Below are 17,436 nucleotides of genomic sequence, written 5' to 3'. Positions count from 1 at the left end.
TCCCTTTGAGATTTATTCATGATTGCCCCTTCCCGTTTACTGGCGTTGCTAGTGTTGCCGGTGCTGGCGCTTTTCAGCTTCAACCTGCTGGCCGATACCGTCGACGGCGCGCCCAAGGCCCTGCATTTGCTGGATTACATTGGCGCGGACTATCCCGCCACGGTCGAGGGGGGCAAGGTCATTGACGAGTCCGAGTACCGTGAGCAGGTGGAGTTTCTCGGCGTCCTGCAGGGGTTGATCGCCGATCTGCCGGCCAAACCGGAAAAGGCTGAACTGGAGCAAGGCGTTGTCAGCCTGCGCAAAGCGGTGGATGACCGCGTCGATGGCAATCAGGTAGCTCGCCAGGCGCGGCAGATGGGGGCTCGGCTGGCGGTAGCCTATGAGGTCAGCCAGGCGCCGATCATCACCCCGGATCCGACCCGTGGCGCGCCGTTGTACGCCCAGCACTGCTCGGTATGCCATGGCGAGCAGGGCGCCGGCGATGGTCCGGCGGGCGTGGGCATGACCCCACCACCGGCCAACCTGCGGGATGTCGAACGTCTCGACCGCCTGAGCCTGTATGCCATCTACAACACCCTGGGGTTGGGCGTGGAAGGCACCGACATGCCGTCCTTCGCTGATCAACTGGATGATCGCCAGCGTTGGGACCTGGCCACCTACATCGCCAGTTTCAGCGCCGACCCTGCGGCCGCCAAGGGCGAGCAGAGCTTCAATCTGGCCGACCTGGCCCGGCAGACACCGGGTGAAGTACTGGCCGCCCAGGGCCCTCAGGCAGCCGCGACTTTCCGCGCCCAGCGGGCCCAGCCGCCTCAGGTCAAGCGGGGGCCGGCGCAGTTGCTGGACTACACCGCATCGACCCTGGACAAGAGCCTGGCGGCCTATCGCAGCGGTGATCACGAACAGGCCTACGATCTGTCGGTAGCGGCGTACCTGGAAGGTTTCGAGCTGGTAGAAAGCTCCCTGGACAACGTCGATGCCAACGTCCGCAAAGACACCGAAAAGGCCCTGATGGCCTACCGGCAGTCGTTGCAGGACGGTTTGCCGGTGGCCCAGGCCGAACAGCGTCTGGACGCGGCCAAGGCCAAGCTCAAGGAGTCCGCCGAGCTTCTGGGCGGCGACAGCCTGAGCTGGTCTCTGAGTTTTATTTCCGGCCTGCTGATCCTGCTGCGCGAAGGCCTGGAAGCGATCCTGGTGCTGGCGGCCATCCTCGCCTTCCTGCGTAACACCGGCCAGCAATCGGCGGTGCGCAGTGTCAACGTCGGCTGGGGACTGGCCTTGCTGGCCGGCCTGGGTACCTGGGCCTTGGCGGCCTACGTGATCGATGTCAGCGGTTCCCAGCGTGAACTGCTCGAAGGCGCCACCGCGCTGTTCGCCAGTGTCATGGTGCTGTGGCTCGGGGTGTGGATGCATGACCGCCGGCATGCGGCGGCCTGGCAGGACTACATCAAGAGCAGCCTGGTGGGCGGCGGCGGGCGATTCGGCTTTGCGGTGCTGGCGTTCTTCTCGGTCTATCGCGAGCTGTTCGAAGTGATCCTGTTCTACGAAACCCTGTGGCTGCAGGCCGGCCCTGCCGGGCACAACGCGGTACTGGCCGGTGGCGCCACCGCCCTGGTGCTGCTGGTGGGGCTGGCCTGGGTGATCCTGCGGGGCTCGGCCAAGCTGCCCCTGGCGCTGTTCTTCGGCATCAACGCGGCACTGCTCTGCGCCTTGTCGGTGGTGTTCGCCGGGCACGGCGTCAAGGCGTTGCAGGAAGCGGGTATCTTCGGTACGCGGCCAGTGCCGTTCTTCGACTTCGACTGGCTGGGTATTCATGCCGACGCCTACTCGCTGGGTGCCCAGGCGGTGGCGATCCTGGCGATCGTGGTGCTCTACAGCCGCAGTCGCATGAGTGAGAAGCGCCGCGTGCAGGCTTCCTGAGCCGGCGTAGTTGATTGCGGGCAAGCCCGCTCCTGAAGGGGCGGCTTGCCCGTTCTGCATTCTGGAGGGAGAACATTCAATGCGTGTCTGGATCGATGCCGATGCCTGCCCCAAGGCGGCCAAGGATCAAGTAGTGCGCTTCGCCCTGAAGCGCCAGTTCGAAGTGGTGCTGGTGGCCGGACAGGCGCAGATCAAGCCGGCCTTCGCCTGCGTCAGGCTGATCGTGGTGCCCAGCGGCCCGGATGCCGCCGACGATTACCTGGTGGAGCACGCAGTGCCCGGTGAACTGGTGATCTGCAGTGACGTGCCGCTGGCCGACCGCCTGGTGAAAAAGGGCGTGGCGGCCCTGGACCCGCGGGGCAAGGAGTTCGACGCACAGAACATGGGCGAGCGGCTGGCGGTACGCAACCTGTTTACCGACCTGCGTGAACAGGGGCAGGTCAGTGGTGGGCAAGCGCCCTATGGCGACCGGGAAAAACAGGCCTTCGCCAACGCCCTGGACCGCATCCTGACGCGCTTGGCGCGCCAGGCCTGAGGGGCGCTCGCTAGAGGCTCACTTGTCGCCTTCGTGGGTCAGCTCCAGCACCCGGTCCACCAGTTTGTTGATGCCCGAGGCCGCTTCGCTGATGGATTTCGCCAGCATGTAGGCGGGGGTGCTCACCAGTTTGCGCGCCTTGTCTTCGATGATCTCGCCCACTGCGCATTCGGCGTGGGTGGCGCCCATCTTGCCCAGGGCGGCTGCGGTGTCGGCATCGTTGCCGATGGTGCAGGTCACGCCGGGGCCGTAGATCTTCGCGGCCATGGCCGGGGCGATGCACATCAGGCCCACCGGCTTGCCGGCTTCGGCAAAGGCTTCGGCCAGGGCCAGGACGTCGGCCTGGACTGTGCAGGCAGCGCCTTCGGTGGCGAAGCTGGAGAGGTTCTTGGCTGCCCCGAAGCCACCGGGAATGATCAGCGCATCGAAGTCTTCGACGCGGGCTTCGCGCAGGTCCTTGACCTCACCCCGGGCGATGCGCGCCGATTCCACCAGCACGTTGCGGGTCTCGGCCATGGTTTCGCCGGTCAGGTGGTTGAGCACATGCATCTGGGGGATGTTCGGGGCGAAGCACTGCACCTGGGCGCCGCGTTGGTCGAGGCGCAGCAGGGTGATCACGCTTTCGTGGATTTCGGCGCCGTCGAACACGCCGCAACCGGAAAGGATCACTGCAACTTTTTTGCTCATGGGTTTTTCTCCAGATTCATGGCGCTAAATGTCCGCCTGTTTGTCACACCTGGCCATAGGGGGATGGAGTCGTCGGACCTAATCTTGGTTATCGATTTCGATCGGGTCGCGCCATGAACCTCATCCTCTATGCGGTGCCGTTTTTCTTTGTGTTGATTGTTGCTGAATTGTTGGCCGATCGCTGGCGGGGAGTGAATAACTACCGGGTTGCCGATGCGGTCAATAGCATCAGCACCGGCGTGTTGTCCACCACCACGGGCCTGCTGACCAAGGGGCTGGGCCTGGTCACTTATACCTTCGCCCTCCAGCACTGGGGGCTGTTCGAGCTGCCGGCGCACAGCCTCTGGGTGTGGATCGGGGCCTTTGTCCTGTACGACTTCTGCTACTACTGGCTGCATCGCTGCGGTCATGAACGCAATATCCTCTGGGCCGCTCACTCGGTGCACCACCAGAGCGAGGACTACAACCTCTCCACGGCTCTGCGCCAGACCAGCACCGGCTTCCTGTTGAGCTGGATCTTCTACCTGCCCCTGGCGGTACTCGGGGTGCCGCTGGTGGTGTTCGTCACGGTGGCAGCCCTCAATCTGCTGTATCAGTTCTGGGTGCATACCCGGCACATCGGCAAGCTGGGCTGGTATGAATGGTTCTTCGTGACCCCCTCCAATCACCGGGCCCATCACGCGCAGAACGCTCTTTATATGGATCGCAACTACGGCGGGGTGTTCATTCTCTGGGACCGGCTGTTCGGCACCTACCAGGAAGAGGACGACAACGAGCCCGTGGTGTTCGGCGTGACGACCCCGCCGGCCAGTTGGAACCCGCTGTGGGCCAATCTGCAGTTCTATTCCCAGCTCTGGAATGATGCCCGGCGCACCGAGCATGTGCGGGACAAGCTGCGGATCTGGTTCATGCGCACCGGCTGGCGCCCGGCGGATGTGCAGGCCCGTTATCCCCTGGCCAAGCCGGAGCTGAGCCAGTTTCGCAAATTCGAGGTGGCCCTGGATGTGCGGCGTCAGGTGTACGTGGTGCTGCAGTTCGCGGTGTATGTAGCCCTGGGCAGCTACCTGATGAATGCCCAGAGCAGCCTGTCGGTCCAGGCACTGCTGCTGGGCGGGGGCGCGATGGCCATGGGTCTGTTCGTACTGGGCGCGGCTCTGGAGGATCGGCCCTGGAGCCTGAAACTGGAAGGGGCGCGGCTGCTGCTGAATCTGCCCCTGGTTTGGCTGGCGCCGCTGGTCGGTCTGTGGCCGGCCAGCCCCCTGGCCTGGGTGGCGCTGGGCAGCCACAGCCTGCTGAGTGTCTGCGGGCTTTATGGCTGCGGCTCGCGTGTCACTCGGCTGGCGTCTTAGGTTCCCGGGCGGAGGCCTGTTCGGCTTCGTAGATCTGCTTGGCCAGGCGTGCGTTCTTGAAGCGCCGGCGCAGCCACAGGCCGAAGCCCAGGACCAGCAGGGCGCCCAGCACCCACAGCTCGTACTTCTTGATGCTGCCGAGCATGCCTTCCATGACTGCGCCGAAATGGTAGGCCGCCTGGGCCAGGGCTATGGCCCAGATCGCTGCGCCGATACCGTTGAGCAGCAGGTAGCGGCCCGGCGGATAGCCGGACAGGCCAATGGCCACCGGCATCACGGTGCGCAGCCCGTAGACGAAGCGAAAGCTCAGTACCCAGATATCCGGGTGCTTGCGGATATGCTCCAGCGCCCGGTCACCCATCATTTGCCAGCGCGGTTTGCGCGCCAGCAGCTTGCGGCCATGCTTGCGCCCCAGGAAGTACCACAGCTGGTCACCGGCGTAGCTGCCGAAGAAGGCAACCACCATCACCAGGTTGATATCCATGTATCCGCGGAACGCGAGAAATCCGGCAAGAACCAGAATGGTTTCGCCTTCGAAAAACGTGCCGAGAAAGAGGGCGAAGTAGCCGAAATCCTGAAGAAATTGTTGGAGCATTGTCTGGATGCTGGCGAAATGAACGCGCAGCCTACCCCTTCGACGACGTTCGGGAAAGTATCGAAATGTGTCTCGACGTGAACAATCCGGCCAATGACAATGAGTGTTGCTGCCGGTCAACAGCTTGAGCACAACTGTCATCTGTTCGTCATAATGCCCGCTTATAACTGTCCCGCTCGTCCGCCAGCGCGAGCCCTGGAGTCCGCCGTGAGCTTTACCCCCGCCAACCGTCTGTTTCCAGCCACTCGTCTGCGGCGCAACCGTCGCGATGACTTTTCCCGCCGTCTGGTGCGGGAAAACCGCCTGAGCGTGGATGACCTGATCCTGCCGGTGTTCGTGCTCGAGGGTGAGAATCGCCGCGAGGCGGTGGCTTCGATGCCCGGGGTCGAGCGCCTGACCATCGACCTGCTGCTGGAAGAGGCGGCGAGCTGGGTCGAACTGGGAATTCCGGCACTGGCACTGTTTCCGGTGACGCCCGGGGCGCTCAAGTCCCTGGATGCGGCCGAGGCCTGGAACCCCGACGGCATCGCCCAGCGTGCCACCCGCGCCCTGCGCGAACGCTTTCCGGCCCTGGGGGTGATCACCGACGTTGCCCTTGACCCGTTCACTACCCATGGCCAGGACGGCATCCTCGACGAACAGGGTTATGTGCAGAACGACATCACCGTCGACGCCCTGGTGCGCCAGGCCCTGTCCCATGCCGAGGCCGGCGCCCAGGTGGTGGCACCGTCGGACATGATGGACGGGCGGGTCCAGGCGATCCGCGAGGCCCTGGAACTGGCTGGGCATGCCAACGTGCGCATCATGGCTTACTCGGCCAAGTACGCCAGCGCCTACTACGGCCCCTTCCGCGATGCGGTGGGCTCGGCGTTGAACCTGGGCAAGGCCGACAAGGCCTCGTACCAGATGGACCCGGCCAACGGCCAGGAAGCCCTGCATGAAGTGGCGGCGGATCTCGCCGAAGGCGCGGACATGGTCATGGTCAAGCCGGGCATGCCGTACCTGGACATCCTCTGGCGGGTCAAAGATGAATTCAAGGTGCCGACCTTTGTCTATCAGGTCAGCGGCGAATACGCCATGCACATGGCAGCAATCCAGAATGGTTGGTTGGGTGAGGGGGTTATTCTTGAATCCCTGACCGCTTTTAAACGTGCAGGTGCCGATGGCATCCTGACTTACTTTGCCGTTCGTGCTGCTCAATTGTTACGAGAGCAAAAATAGCCCTCCCAGGAACACGCGATGAATACTGAAGGACTCTCAGAAGTTGCCGTAAAAGAAGCTCAGCCGGTGGTCGAGCAAGTGGTGGAGACCCCGCCGGAACTGGAGCCAGTGGCCCCGGCCGCGGTGGCCGAGACGCAACCGGCACCGGCCATCGTCATTCCCAACCTGGATGACAGCAGCCTGTACATCCACCGCGAGCTGTCGCAGCTGCAATTCAACATCCGCGTGCTGGAGCAGGCACTGGATGAGTCCTATCCGTTGCTGGAGCGCCTGAAGTTCCTGCTGATCTTCTCCAGCAACCTGGACGAGTTCTTCGAGATCCGCGTGGCGGGCCTGAAGAAGCAGATCACCTTCGCTCGCGAACAGGCCGGTGCCGACGGCCTGCAGCCGCACCAGGCGCTGGCGCGCATCAGCGAACTGGTGCACGGGCATGTCGACCGCCAGTACGCGATCCTCAACGACATCCTGTTGCCGGAACTGGAAAAACATCAGATCCGCTTCATCCGTCGCCGCTACTGGACCACCAAGCTCAAGACCTGGGTTCGCCGCTATTTCCGCGACGAGATCGCGCCGATCATCACCCCCATCGGCCTGGACCCGACGCACCCGTTCCCATTGCTGGTGAACAAGAGCCTGAACTTCATCGTCGAGCTGGAAGGCATCGACGCCTTCGGGCGCGATTCGGGCCTGGCGATCATCCCCGCGCCGCGCCTGCTGCCGCGGATCATCAAGGTGCCGGAAGAAGTCGGCGGCCCTGGCGACAACTATGTGTTCCTCTCGTCGATGATCCACGCCCACGCCGATGACCTGTTCCAGGGCATGAAGGTAAAAGGCTGCTATCAGTTCCGCCTGACCCGAAACGCCGACCTGGCAGTGGACACCGAGGACGTCGAAGACCTGGCCCGTGCGCTGCGCGGCGAGCTGTTCTCCCGTCGCTACGGTGACGCGGTGCGCCTGGAAGTGGCCGACACCTGCCCCAAGCACCTGTCGGACTACCTGCTCAAGCAGTTCAACCTGCACGAGACCGAGCTGTACCAGGTCAACGGCCCGGTGAACCTGACGCGGCTGTTCAGCATCACCGGCCTGGACAGCCACCCGGAGCTGCAATACATCCCGTTCACCCCGCAGATCCCCAAGCTGCTGCAGAACAGCGAGAACATCTTCAGCGTCATCAGCAAGCAGGACATCCTGCTGCTGCACCCGTTCGAATCCTTCACCCCGGTGGTCGACCTGCTGCGCCAGGCTGCCAAGGATCCGCATGTGCTGGCAGTGCGCCAGACCCTGTACCGCAGCGGCGCCAACTCTGAGATCGTCGACGCCCTGGTGGACGCGGCGCGCAACGGCAAGGAGGTCACCGCGGTGATCGAATTGCGTGCGCGGTTTGACGAAGAGTCCAACCTGCAGATGGCCAGCCGTCTGCAGGCGGCCGGTGCGGTGGTGATCTACGGCGTGGTGGGGTTCAAGACCCACGCCAAGATGATGCTGATCCTGCGTCGCGAAGCCGGCGAGATCGTGCGTTATGCGCACCTGGGCACCGGCAACTACCACGCGGCCAACGCCCGTCTGTACACCGACTACAGTCTGCTGACCTCCGACGATGCCTTGTGCGAGGACGTGGGCAAGCTGTTCAGCCAACTGATCGGCATGGGCAAGACCCTGCGCATGAAGAAGTTGCTGCATGCGCCGTTCACCCTGAAGAAGGGCATGCTCGACATGATCGCCCGGGAGACTCAGTTCGCCCTGGACGGCAAACCGGCGCACATCATCGCCAAGTTCAACTCATTGACCGATCCGAAGATCATTCGCGCGCTGTACAAGGCCAGCCAGTCGGGCGTGCGCATCGACTTGGTGGTGCGTGGCATGTGCTGCCTGCGTCCGGGCATTGCCGGGGTCTCGCACAACATCCACGTGCGCTCGATCATCGGCCGCTTCCTGGAGCACACCCGGGTCTTCTACTTCCTCAATGGCGGTGAGGAACAGATGTTCCTTTCCAGCGCCGACTGGATGGAGCGCAACCTCGACAAGCGGGTTGAGACCTGCTTCCCGGTGGAGGGCAAGAAGCTGATTCTGCGGGTCAAGAAAGAGTTGGAGAGCTATCTCACCGACAACACCCACAGCTGGAGCCTGCAGTCCGACGGCCGCTATATTCGCAACACGCCGACCGGCAACCAGAACCCGCGCAGTGCCCAGGCAACCCTGCTGGAGCGCCTTGGCAGCCCGGTGCTGCCGGTGCGCTAAGCGCGTCAGGCGTCGCTGATAATAAAAAGGCCAGCCCGATCACCGGGCTGGCCTTTTTTGTGCGGCTTGCAAGAACTGTAGGCGCTGGCTTGCCAGCGAAGGCGCCCCTGAGGGCGATGCAAGGGGTAGCGGCCTTTTCGCCGGCAAGCCGGCTCCTGCAGCTCCGTGGCAAGGTCAGTTGACGTTGAGCACGATGCCCACCCGGGTCAGCCATTCGGCTTCCAGGGCGAAGTCGGCCTGGGTCAGCTGGTTTTCATCCAGCCAGTTTTCCGGGAACTCCACGTCCAGCTGATCGCCCAGGGCGCTGAGGCTCACCTGAGGCATCTGCTGGGTGCCACGGATGTGATGGAAGAGGATGGCGAAACGCAGCAACACGCACAGCCGGATCAGCTTGATGCCGTCGTCGCCGAACTCGGCGAATTTTTCCTTGGGGATGTTGCGGCGGTGGCCGCGCACCAGGAGAGCCAGCATCTGCTGGTCTTCTCGGGAGAAACCCGCCAGGTCCGAGTGCTCGATCAGGTAGGCACCGTGCTTGTGGTAGTGATAGTGGGCGATGTCCAGCCCCACTTCATGGACCTTGGCCGCCCAGCCCAGCAGTTCGCGCCAGATGCCGTCTTCCAGGTCCCAGTCCGCGGCCACCTGGTCGAAGGCGCGCAGGGCCTTGCCTTCAACGCGCGAGGCTTGTTCCAGGTCGACGTGGTAGCGCTCCATCAGCGAGCTGAGGGTGCGTTCGCGGACGTCTTCGTGATGATGGCGGCCCAGCAGATCGTAGAGCACGCCTTCACGCAGGGCGCCTTCGCAGTGATCCATGCGTTGCAGTTCCAGGGCATCGAAGATCGCTTCGAGAATTGCCAGGCCGGCGGGGAAGATCGCCCGGCGGTCGGGCTTGATGCCTTCGAAGTCGATCTTCTCGGCGTCGCCGAGCTTGAACAGCTTGCGCTTGAGCCAGGCCAGCCCTTCGGCGTTGACCTCGCCGCTACCCTGGCCGCCGGCCTTGAGGGCCAGGCCAATGGCACGAATGGTTCCGGACGAGCCGATGGCTTCGTCCCAGGTCAGGCGATGCAGGGCATGTTCGATGCTCATGATCTCCAGGCGTGCGGCGGTGTAGGCCTGGGCATAGCGGGCAGGGGTGATCTTGCCATCGCGGAAATAGCGCTGGGTGAAGCTTACGCAGCCCATCTGCAGGCTTTCGCGCAGCAGGGGTTCGAAGCGCTGGCCGATGATGAATTCGGTACTGCCGCCGCCGATGTCGGCCACCAGGCGCTTGCCCGGGGTGTCGGCGAGGGTGTGGGACACCCCGAGGTAGATCAGGCGGGCTTCTTCACGGCCGGAGATGACTTCCACCGGGTGGCCGAGGATTTCCTCGGCACGGCGAATGAACTCGCCGCGGTTGCGGGCTTCGCGCAGGGCGTTGGTGCCGACGATGCGCACCGTGCCCTGGGGCATGCCGTTGATCAGTTGGGCGAAGCGCTTGAGGCAGTCGAGACCGCGCTGCATGGATTCTTCGTTGAGCTGGCGTTCTTCGTCGATGCCGGCGGCCAGTTGAACCTTTTCTCCGAGCCGCTCGAGAATGCGGATTTCACCGTTCCGGGCCTTGGCCACGACCATGTGAAAGCTGTTGGAGCCCAGATCGATCGCGGCGATCAGGGACAGATTCTTGGCTTGGGATTGGGGCATGGTTGGGGGTCTCGGTCGATAACCTCGCCATCCTGCCACGATCAACGGCTCGCGCCAACGCGCAGTGTCCAATGCGTTGATTCAACGCATAAAAGCCTGCGCCGGGGCGGTGGGCCGGCGGTTCCCTGGCCAGTAAAGATCCCGTTCAATCGGGCGAGCCGCTCCTTGGCAGCCAGGCAAAGACCCAGCTGCAACAGGTGCGTGGTGCCGGCCGGGGTTGCCGAATGGCCTGTGCAACCCGCGTAACGTCCCCAGCTGAGCTATACCCAAACTCGTGGGGCACCATAGTTAGAGTCAATCATCTCCGGCTTCCTGAACGCGGGAAGGGCAGATATGATGGGCCACGTTTTTTTGCTTACAACCTGGAGAATTCCATGAGCAGCGATCTTATCAAACACGTCAGCGACGCCAGCTTCGAGGCCGACGTACTCAAAGCCGAAGGCGCTGTACTGGTCGACTACTGGGCCGAGTGGTGTGGCCCATGCAAAATGATCGCTCCGGTTCTGGACGAAATTGCTGAAACCTACAAGGGCAAGCTGACCGTTGCCAAGCTGAACATCGACGAGAACCAGGAAACCCCGGCCAAGCATGGCGTGCGTGGTATCCCGACCTTGATGCTGTTCAAGAACGGCAACGTCGAAGCTACCAAGGTTGGCGCACTGTCGAAGTCGCAACTGGCTGCCTTCCTCGACGCCAACATCTAAGCGTCGATTTTCAGTGCCCTGGAAAAGCCCCGCAAAATGCGGGGCTTTTTCGTAATTGAGGGCTAGACGCTCCGAAACTCAGGTGTTACATTCGGCCCCGCACTGGTTTCTCCATTGCCCCCTGCAAGCCGTCGCCGACGCTCTCCTTTTCGAATTAGTACGCGATCCTGTCGCCTTCTCTGCGGCGCGGCCTCATTAAGCCAAAAGCTTAATTTCCCCCCTCTATAAATGATTACGTCATTCCTATATGAATCTGACTGAACTCAAGCAAAAGCCGATTACCGAACTGCTCGAATTGGCCGAACAGATGGGCATAGAAAATATGGCCCGTTCGCGCAAGCAGGACGTGATTTTCTCCCTGCTGAAAAAGCACGCGAAAAGCGGTGAGGAAATCTCCGGTGATGGCGTGCTGGAGATCCTCCAGGACGGCTTCGGCTTCCTTCGCTCTGCTGACGCCTCCTATCTCGCTGGCCCGGACGATATCTACGTCTCGCCAAGCCAGATCCGTCGCTTCAACTTGCGCACCGGTGACACCATCGTTGGCAAGATCCGCCCTCCCAAGGAAGGCGAGCGTTACTTCGCGCTGCTCAAGGTCGATACCATCAACTACGACCGCCCAGAGAACGCCAAGAACAAGATTCTGTTCGAAAACCTGACGCCGCTGTTCCCGACCGTGCGCATGAAGATGGAAGCCGGCAACGGTTCCACCGAAGACCTGACCGGTCGTGTGATCGATCTGTGCGCCCCGATCGGTAAAGGCCAGCGTGGTCTGATCGTTGCTCCGCCAAAGGCGGGCAAGACCATCATGCTGCAGAACATCGCGTCGAACATCACGCGCAACAACCCTGAAGTTCATCTGATCGTGCTGCTGATCGACGAGCGTCCGGAAGAAGTGACCGAAATGCAGCGCACTGTGCGCGGCGAAGTGGTCGCCTCCACCTTCGACGAGCCGCCAACCCGCCACGTGCAAGTGGCCGAGATGGTGATCGAGAAGGCCAAGCGCCTGGTCGAACACAAGAAGGACGTGGTGATCCTGCTGGACTCCATCACCCGTCTGGCCCGTGCCTACAACACCGTGATCCCGAGCTCCGGCAAGGTCCTGACCGGTGGTGTCGATGCCCACGCCCTGGAGAAACCGAAGCGTTTCTTCGGCGCCGCGCGGAACATCGAGGAAGGCGGCTCGCTGACCATCATCGCCACCGCGCTGGTTGAAACCGGCTCGAAGATGGATGAAGTGATCTACGAAGAGTTCAAGGGTACCGGCAACATGGAACTGCCCCTGGACCGCAAGATCGCTGAAAAGCGCGTCTTCCCGGCCATCAACATCAACCGTTCCGGCACCCGCCGCGAAGAGTTGCTGACCGCCGACGACGAGCTGCAGCGCATGTGGATCCTGCGCAAGCTGCTGCATCCCATGGATGAAGTCGCTGCCATCGAATTCCTGGTCGACAAGTTGAAACAGACCAAGACCAACGATGAGTTCTTCCTGTCGATGAAACGCAAGTAAATCGATCAGGCCAGCAAGAGCCGGGGAAACCCGGCTTTTTGCTATCTGACATTCTCTATTCTGAACCTGTGGGTTCGGCGCTAAACTGCCTGCCCCGAATGCCACGGCGAAAACGAGGCTCACGCATGCAGTATCGCGACTTGCGCGACTTTATCAGCGGCCTGGAACAGCGCTCGGAACTCAAGCGCATCCAGGTTCCGGTGTCCCCAGTGCTGGAAATGACCGAGGTCTGCGATCGCACCTTGCGTGCCAAAGGCCCGGCCCTGCTGTTTGAAAACCCCACCGGTTATGACATCCCCGTGCTCGGCAACCTGTTCGGCACCCCCGAGCGCGTGGCCCTGGGCATGGGCGCCGAAGCGGTCAGCGAACTGCGCGAGATCGGCAAGCTGCTGGCGTTCCTCAAGGAGCCGGAGCCGCCCAAGGGGCTCAAGGACGCCTGGTCCAAGCTGCCGATCTTCCGCAAGATCATTTCCATGGCGCCCAAGGTGGTCAAGGATGCGGTGTGCCAGGAAGTGGTGATCGAAGGCGACGACGTCGACCTTGGCATGCTGCCGGTGCAGACCTGCTGGCCGGGCGATGTCGGCCCGCTGATCACTTGGGGCCTGACCGTGACCAAGGGCCCGAACAAGGACCGGCAGAACCTGGGTATCTATCGTCAGCAGGTGATCGGCCGCAACAAGGTGATCATGCGCTGGCTGAGCCACCGCGGCGGCGCGCTGGATTACCGCGAGTGGTGCGAGAAGCACCCGGGCCAGCCGTTCCCGGTGTCGGTGGCGCTGGGCGCGGACCCGGCGACCATTCTCGGCGCCGTGACCCCGGTGCCGGACAGCCTTTCCGAATACGCCTTTGCCGGCCTGCTGCGGGGCAACCGCACTGAGCTGGTGAAGTGCCGCGGTAACGACCTGCAGGTTCCGGCCACGGCTGAAATCATCCTTGAAGGGGTGATCCATCCCGGCGAGATGGCCGATGAAGGCCCGTACGGCGACCACACTGGCTACTACAACGAGGTCGACAGCTTTCCGGTGTTCACCGTGGAGCGCATCACCCACCGCATCAAGCCGATCTACCACAGCACCTACACCGGCCGGCCGCCCGATGAGCCGGCGATCCTTGGCGTCGCGCTGAACGAGGTCTTCGTGCCGATCCTGCAGAAGCAGTTTCCGGAAATCACCGACTTCTACCTGCCGCCCGAAGGCTGTTCCTACCGCATGGCGGTGGTGACCATGAAGAAGCAGTACCCGGGCCACGCCAAGCGGGTCATGCTGGGTGTCTGGTCGTTTTTGCGACAGTTCATGTACACCAAGTTCGTTATCGTCACCGACGACGATATCAATGCCCGGGACTGGAACGATGTGATCTGGGCCATCACCACGCGCATGGACCCCAAGCGCGACACGGTGATGATCGACAACACCCCGATCGACTACCTCGACTTCGCCTCGCCGGTGTCTGGCCTGGGTTCGAAGATGGGGCTCGATGCGACTCACAAGTGGCCTGGAGAAACCACCCGAGAGTGGGGCCGGGTCATCGTCAAGGATGAGGCGGTCACCCGCCGGATCGATGCCATCTGGAATCAGTTAGGAATAGATTGATGCGTGTAACCTTGCAGCCCTCCGGAGCCGTGCTTGAGACGCTGCCCGGCGAGCGGATTCTCGATGCGGCGCGGCGCCTGGGCTATGAATGCCCGCAGAGCTGCCGCAATGGCAACTGTCATGTCTGTGCGGCGCTGCTGGTGGAGGGCAGCGTGCAGCAAGCTGGCGACGTGCGTGATCACGGCGAGTTCTACACTTGCATTGCAGAGCCGCTGGAAGACTGCATCGTGCTGTGGGATGGCGTCCTTGCGCTGGGAGAATTGCCGGTGCGCAGCCTGTCGTGTCAGCTTACTGAATGCCTGGAGGTCGGCGGCGATGTCTGGCGGGTCAGGCTGCGGGCACCGGCCGGCAAGCCGCCGCGCTATCACGCCGGGCAGTACCTGATGCTGGAGCGGGACAACGGTGAGAAGTCGGCCTTTTCCCTGGCATCGGCGCCTCACAGCGGGCGAGATCTGGAATTGCATGTGCTGGTGCGCGAGAACAGTGCGCAAAGCCTGATGGAGCAACTGCAGCGCAACCGCATGGCTCGGGTGCAGTTGCCTTTTGGCGACACCCACCTGGCCGAGTTGCCGGATGGGCCGCTGGTGCTGATCGCCGCCGGTACCGGCATGGCGCAGATGCACAGCCTGATCGAGCATTGTCGGGCCGCCGGCTTCAAGCATCCGGTGCACCTGTACTGGGGCGTGCGCCGGCCGGAAGATTTCTACCAGCTGGAACACTGGGACGAGTGGCAGCAACTGCCCAACCTCTACCTGCACAAAGTGGTCAGCGACCTGTGTGGCTGGGAGGGGCGCTGCGGCATGCTGCATGAAGCGGTGTGCGAGGACATTACCGACCTGTCGGCGGTACACGTTTACGCCAGCGGCTCGCCGGCGATGATCTACGCCACCCTGGATGCGCTGGTGAGTGCCGGGATGGATGCCCACCAAATGCGCGCCGACGTGTTTGCCTACGCCCCGCGGCCCTGACTGCATCGGGCCTGCGCGGCGCGTTATAACTCCGTATATAGCCTATCGGTATTTATCTAATTAAATAAATGCCGGTAGGTTATATATAAGCCTCCAACTTAAGTGCCACTGCTTAGTGGCACTTAACTTGCCTTGAAACTCATGTGTCTTGCAGTTACTGCCAAGCGTTCTATTAAGTAACTTCTTTTACGCGGGGAGCCGAACGCTATTCGCCATGACAGCCCTTGAATCCAGTTATCTGAATCTGGCTTACCCTCCACGGCTCGATCTGGGCCCGCAGCTGACGCACGACCAACTTCGCAGTTCCATGCAATCCACCATGGCCCGGCACAAGGGTGGGCCGGTGTGGCTGTTCGCCTACGGTTCACTGATCTGGCGGCCGGAATGCTCGGCGGTCGAACGCAAGCGGGGCAGAGTGCATGGTTATCATCGCGGGCTGTACCTGTGGTCCCACGAGCATCGCGGCACGCCGGAGCTGCCGGGGCTGGTGTTCGGCCTGGATCGTGGCGGCTCCTGCAGCGGCTTCGCCTATCGGCTGCCGGAAGAGCATCTGGACGCCTCGCTGTACGCCCTGTGGCAGCGTGAAATGCCTTATCCCTCCTATCGCCCGCACTGGCTCAACTGCCGCCTTGAGGATGGCAGCCAGGTTCAGGCCCTGGGCTTTGTGCTGGAGCGGCACCTGCCCAGCTATGCCGGCAATCTGCCGGACGATGTGCTGAACCAGGTGTTCGAAAGCGCTTGCGGGCGGTATGGCACCACCCGCGATTATGTCGAACAGACGGTCCAGGCCCTGCGCAGCCACGCCATGCCGGATCGCAACCTGGAGGCGCGGCTCAAGCGCTGCAAGGGGGCGGACGCCCATTGAGGCCCTGTAGCCGGTCTTAGCGCACCTGCACCACGACCTTGCCCACCGCTCTGCGCTGGCCGAGATCATCGATGGCTCGCGCAGCCTCCGTCAGCGGATAGACGTGGGAGACCAGCGGCTTGAGCTTGCCCTCGGCGAACCAGCCGAACAGTTGCTGGAAGTTCGCCGCGTTGTCCTGGGGCTGGCGCTGGGCGAAGGAGCCCCAGAACACACCCACCACCGCTGCACCCTTGAGCAGGGCCAGGTTCACCGGTAGCTCGGGGATGCGCCCGCTGGCGAACCCCACCACCAGCAGCCGGCCGTTCCAGGCGATGGAGCGGATGGCCTGGTCGAACAGGTCGCCGCCCACCGGGTCGTAGATCACGTCCGCGCCATTGCCGCCGGTCAGGCGCTTGATCTCGTCCTTCAGGCTGCTTTCGCTGTAGTTGATCAGCTCGTCGGCACCGGCGGCCTTGGCCACGGCGAGCTTTTCCGCGCTGCTGGCAGCGGCAATCACCCGGGCGCCCATGGCCTTGCCGATTTCCACGGCGGCCAGCCCGACCCCGCCCGAGGCACCAAGCACCAGCAAGGTTTCACCGGGCTGCAGGTTGCCGCGCTGCTTGAGGGCGTGCATCGAGGTGCCGTAGGTCATGCTGAAGGCGGCGGCTGTATTGAAGTCCATGGCGGCGGGAATCGGCAGCACGTTGTAACCGGGGACGGCCACCTGCTCGGCGAAGCTGCCCCAGCCGGTCAGGGCCATGACCCGGTCACCGGCCTTGAGGTGGCCGACCTTCTCACCCACTGCGCTGACTACGCCGGCCGCTTCGCCCCCCGGGGAGAAGGGGAATGGCGGCTTGAACTGGTACTTGCCCTCGATGATCAGGGTGTCCGGGAAGTTGACGCCTGCGGCATGCACTTCCAGCAGGATCTCGTTCTTCTTCGGCACGGGGCTTGCGACCTCTTCCAGCACCAGCGTTTCGGCAGGGCCGAAGGCTTTGCACAGCACGGCTTTCATCAGGGCTATTCCTTTGGGAGTGGTGGCCGATAAGTGTAGGAGTGTGAATCAGGCGGTCAACGAGCATGCCCGGTCCTGATGACCAGCCATAAGCTTGTGCTTGGGCTCAGGCGGGCGGGCCTTTATGCTAGGCCGCAAACCGGATTAAGGAGCGAATTGTGAAAGCGTGGATCATGTTGCTGCTGGCCCTCTCCCTGCCCATGGCAGCGATGGCCGAAGAGGCCAAAGAAGGTGAAGCACCGAAAGTCAGCTACATCAGCCTGAACCCACCCTTCGTGGGCAACTACGGCCTGGACGGCGGCCCTAAACTCAAGGTCTACAAGGCCGACGTGGCCCTGCGAGTAACCGGCGACGCCTCGGCCCAGGCGGTCAAGGCCAACGAGCCGCTGATACGCAACCAGTTGGTGGCGCTGTTCGCCCAGCAGACCAGCGACACCATGAATAACGTCGAAGCCAAGGAAAAGCTGCGCCAGGAAGCCCTCAAGCAGGTGCAGCAAGTCATGAACGACGAAACCGGCAAGCCGGTGGTGGAAGACCTGTTGTTCAACAACCTGATCATTCAGTAAGCCTGCCCCCGCTACAGGCGT

Annotated in this window: 15 protein-coding genes; 11 read left to right on the top strand and 4 right to left on the bottom strand. The window is 62.7% G+C overall.

Annotated elements, in window-relative coordinates; genetic code table 11:
• Positions 1-18: 18 nt before the first annotated feature.
• Complete coding sequence (locus tag M2395_RS25000) at positions 19-1,917, top strand: cytochrome c/FTR1 family iron permease (RefSeq protein ID WP_011064163.1); 1,899 nt, start codon at positions 19-21, stop codon at positions 1,915-1,917.
• A 79-nt stretch (positions 1,918-1,996) separates the two neighbouring features.
• The gene (locus M2395_RS24995) at positions 1,997-2,452 is read left to right on the top strand and encodes a YaiI/YqxD family protein (RefSeq protein ID WP_015637443.1); all 456 of its coding nucleotides are present in this window, start codon (positions 1,997-1,999) and stop codon (positions 2,450-2,452) included.
• An 18-nt stretch (positions 2,453-2,470) separates the two neighbouring features.
• Here M2395_RS24995 and elbB read toward each other — a convergent pair whose 3' ends face one another.
• The gene (gene elbB, locus M2395_RS24990) at positions 2,471-3,139 is read right to left on the bottom strand and encodes an isoprenoid biosynthesis glyoxalase ElbB (protein WP_015637442.1); all 669 of its coding nucleotides are present in this window, start codon (positions 3,137-3,139) and stop codon (positions 2,471-2,473) included.
• A gap of 113 nt (positions 3,140-3,252) precedes the next feature.
• Here elbB and M2395_RS24985 point away from each other — a divergent pair, with 113 nt between their 5' ends.
• Positions 3,253-4,488, top strand: a complete 1,236-nt coding sequence (locus M2395_RS24985) for a sterol desaturase family protein (RefSeq protein ID WP_123431101.1) — start codon at positions 3,253-3,255, stop codon at positions 4,486-4,488.
• Here the strand turns inward: M2395_RS24985 and M2395_RS24980 are convergent.
• Positions 4,469-5,083: a DedA family protein gene (locus tag M2395_RS24980; RefSeq protein WP_011064160.1), complete on the bottom strand. Its 615-nt coding sequence runs from the start codon at positions 5,081-5,083 to the stop codon at positions 4,469-4,471. The two genes, M2395_RS24985 and M2395_RS24980, sit on opposite strands and share 20 nt — an antisense overlap.
• 207 nt (positions 5,084-5,290) lie before the next feature.
• On the opposite strand from M2395_RS24980, the gene hemB reads away from it, so the two are divergent.
• Both hemB and ppk1 read left to right on the top strand, forming a co-directional pair.
• The gene (gene hemB / locus M2395_RS24975; protein ID WP_053154458.1) at positions 5,291-6,304 is read left to right on the top strand and encodes a porphobilinogen synthase; all 1,014 of its coding nucleotides are present in this window, start codon (positions 5,291-5,293) and stop codon (positions 6,302-6,304) included.
• Positions 6,305-6,322: 18 nt separating this feature from the next.
• Entirely contained in the window at positions 6,323-8,542 is a 2,220-nt protein-coding gene (gene ppk1 / locus M2395_RS24970) for a polyphosphate kinase 1 (RefSeq protein ID WP_077934942.1), read from the top strand.
• 174 nt (positions 8,543-8,716) lie between these two features.
• On the opposite strand, the gene ppx is transcribed toward ppk1, so the two are convergent.
• A complete protein-coding gene (gene ppx, locus M2395_RS24965) occupies positions 8,717-10,219 on the bottom strand; it encodes an exopolyphosphatase (RefSeq protein ID WP_011064157.1) in 1,503 nt (500 codons plus the stop codon).
• 374 nt (positions 10,220-10,593) lie between these two features.
• Here ppx and trxA point away from each other — a divergent pair, with 374 nt between their 5' ends.
• The 5 genes from trxA (at position 10,594) to M2395_RS24940 (ending at position 15,855) form a co-directional block, all read left to right on the top strand.
• Positions 10,594-10,923 carry a thioredoxin TrxA gene (gene trxA, locus M2395_RS24960; RefSeq protein ID WP_003206727.1) on the top strand — a complete coding sequence of 110 codons (330 nt, stop codon included), beginning with the start codon at positions 10,594-10,596 and terminating at the stop codon, positions 10,921-10,923.
• Positions 10,924-11,170: 247 nt separating this feature from the next.
• Positions 11,171-12,430 carry a transcription termination factor Rho gene (rho, locus tag M2395_RS24955; RefSeq protein ID WP_011064156.1) on the top strand — a complete coding sequence of 420 codons (1,260 nt, stop codon included), beginning with the start codon at positions 11,171-11,173 and terminating at the stop codon, positions 12,428-12,430.
• A 125-nt stretch (positions 12,431-12,555) separates the two neighbouring features.
• Positions 12,556-14,022, top strand: coding sequence for a 4-hydroxy-3-polyprenylbenzoate decarboxylase (gene ubiD, locus M2395_RS24950; RefSeq protein ID WP_011064155.1), 1,467 nt, complete (start codon positions 12,556-12,558; stop codon positions 14,020-14,022).
• Positions 14,022-14,990: a CDP-6-deoxy-delta-3,4-glucoseen reductase gene (locus M2395_RS24945; RefSeq protein WP_011064154.1), complete on the top strand. Its 969-nt coding sequence runs from the start codon at positions 14,022-14,024 to the stop codon at positions 14,988-14,990. Before ubiD ends, M2395_RS24945 begins: the two co-directional genes overlap by 1 nt.
• 214 nt (positions 14,991-15,204) lie before the next feature.
• Positions 15,205-15,855, top strand: a complete 651-nt coding sequence (locus tag M2395_RS24940; protein ID WP_077934941.1) for a gamma-glutamylcyclotransferase — start codon at positions 15,205-15,207, stop codon at positions 15,853-15,855.
• Between the two features lie 16 nt (positions 15,856-15,871).
• Here the strand turns inward: M2395_RS24940 and M2395_RS24935 are convergent, their stop codons facing one another.
• A complete protein-coding gene (locus tag M2395_RS24935; RefSeq protein WP_015637437.1) occupies positions 15,872-16,849 on the bottom strand; it encodes an NADPH:quinone oxidoreductase family protein in 978 nt (325 codons plus the stop codon).
• A 158-nt stretch (positions 16,850-17,007) separates the two neighbouring features.
• Here M2395_RS24935 and M2395_RS24930 point away from each other — a divergent pair, with 158 nt between their 5' ends.
• A complete protein-coding gene (locus M2395_RS24930) occupies positions 17,008-17,415 on the top strand; it encodes a flagellar basal body-associated protein FliL (RefSeq protein WP_011064151.1) in 408 nt (135 codons plus the stop codon).
• Positions 17,416-17,436 lie beyond the last annotated feature (21 nt).

This window comes from Pseudomonas sp. BIGb0176, assembly GCF_024810175.1.
Classification (GTDB): domain Bacteria; phylum Pseudomonadota; class Gammaproteobacteria; order Pseudomonadales; family Pseudomonadaceae; genus Aquipseudomonas; species Aquipseudomonas protegens.
The sequence above is the reverse complement of the archived record's forward strand: the minus strand, read 5'-3'. Positions and strand labels throughout refer to the sequence as shown.

Excerpts from the sequence above, each read along its gene's own strand:
- M2395_RS25000 (WP_011064163.1), top strand. The coding sequence starts at position 19 with ATGATTGCCCCTTCCCGTTTACTGGCGTTGCTAGTGTTGCCGGTGCTG.
- M2395_RS24995 (WP_015637443.1), top strand. The coding sequence starts at position 1,997 with ATGCGTGTCTGGATCGATGCCGATGCCTGCCCCAAGGCGGCCAAGGAT.
- elbB (WP_015637442.1), bottom strand. The coding sequence starts at position 3,139 with ATGAGCAAAAAAGTTGCAGTGATCCTTTCCGGTTGCGGCGTGTTCGAC.
- M2395_RS24985 (WP_123431101.1), top strand. The coding sequence starts at position 3,253 with ATGAACCTCATCCTCTATGCGGTGCCGTTTTTCTTTGTGTTGATTGTT.
- M2395_RS24980 (WP_011064160.1), bottom strand. The coding sequence starts at position 5,083 with ATGCTCCAACAATTTCTTCAGGATTTCGGCTACTTCGCCCTCTTTCTC.
- ppk1 (WP_077934942.1), top strand. The coding sequence starts at position 6,323 with ATGAATACTGAAGGACTCTCAGAAGTTGCCGTAAAAGAAGCTCAGCCG.
- ppx (WP_011064157.1), bottom strand. The coding sequence starts at position 10,219 with ATGCCCCAATCCCAAGCCAAGAATCTGTCCCTGATCGCCGCGATCGAT.
- trxA (WP_003206727.1), top strand. The coding sequence starts at position 10,594 with ATGAGCAGCGATCTTATCAAACACGTCAGCGACGCCAGCTTCGAGGCC.
- rho (WP_011064156.1), top strand. The coding sequence starts at position 11,171 with ATGAATCTGACTGAACTCAAGCAAAAGCCGATTACCGAACTGCTCGAA.
- ubiD (WP_011064155.1), top strand. The coding sequence starts at position 12,556 with ATGCAGTATCGCGACTTGCGCGACTTTATCAGCGGCCTGGAACAGCGC.
- M2395_RS24945 (WP_011064154.1), top strand. The coding sequence starts at position 14,022 with ATGCGTGTAACCTTGCAGCCCTCCGGAGCCGTGCTTGAGACGCTGCCC.
- M2395_RS24940 (WP_077934941.1), top strand. The coding sequence starts at position 15,205 with ATGACAGCCCTTGAATCCAGTTATCTGAATCTGGCTTACCCTCCACGG.
- M2395_RS24935 (WP_015637437.1), bottom strand. The coding sequence starts at position 16,849 with ATGAAAGCCGTGCTGTGCAAAGCCTTCGGCCCTGCCGAAACGCTGGTG.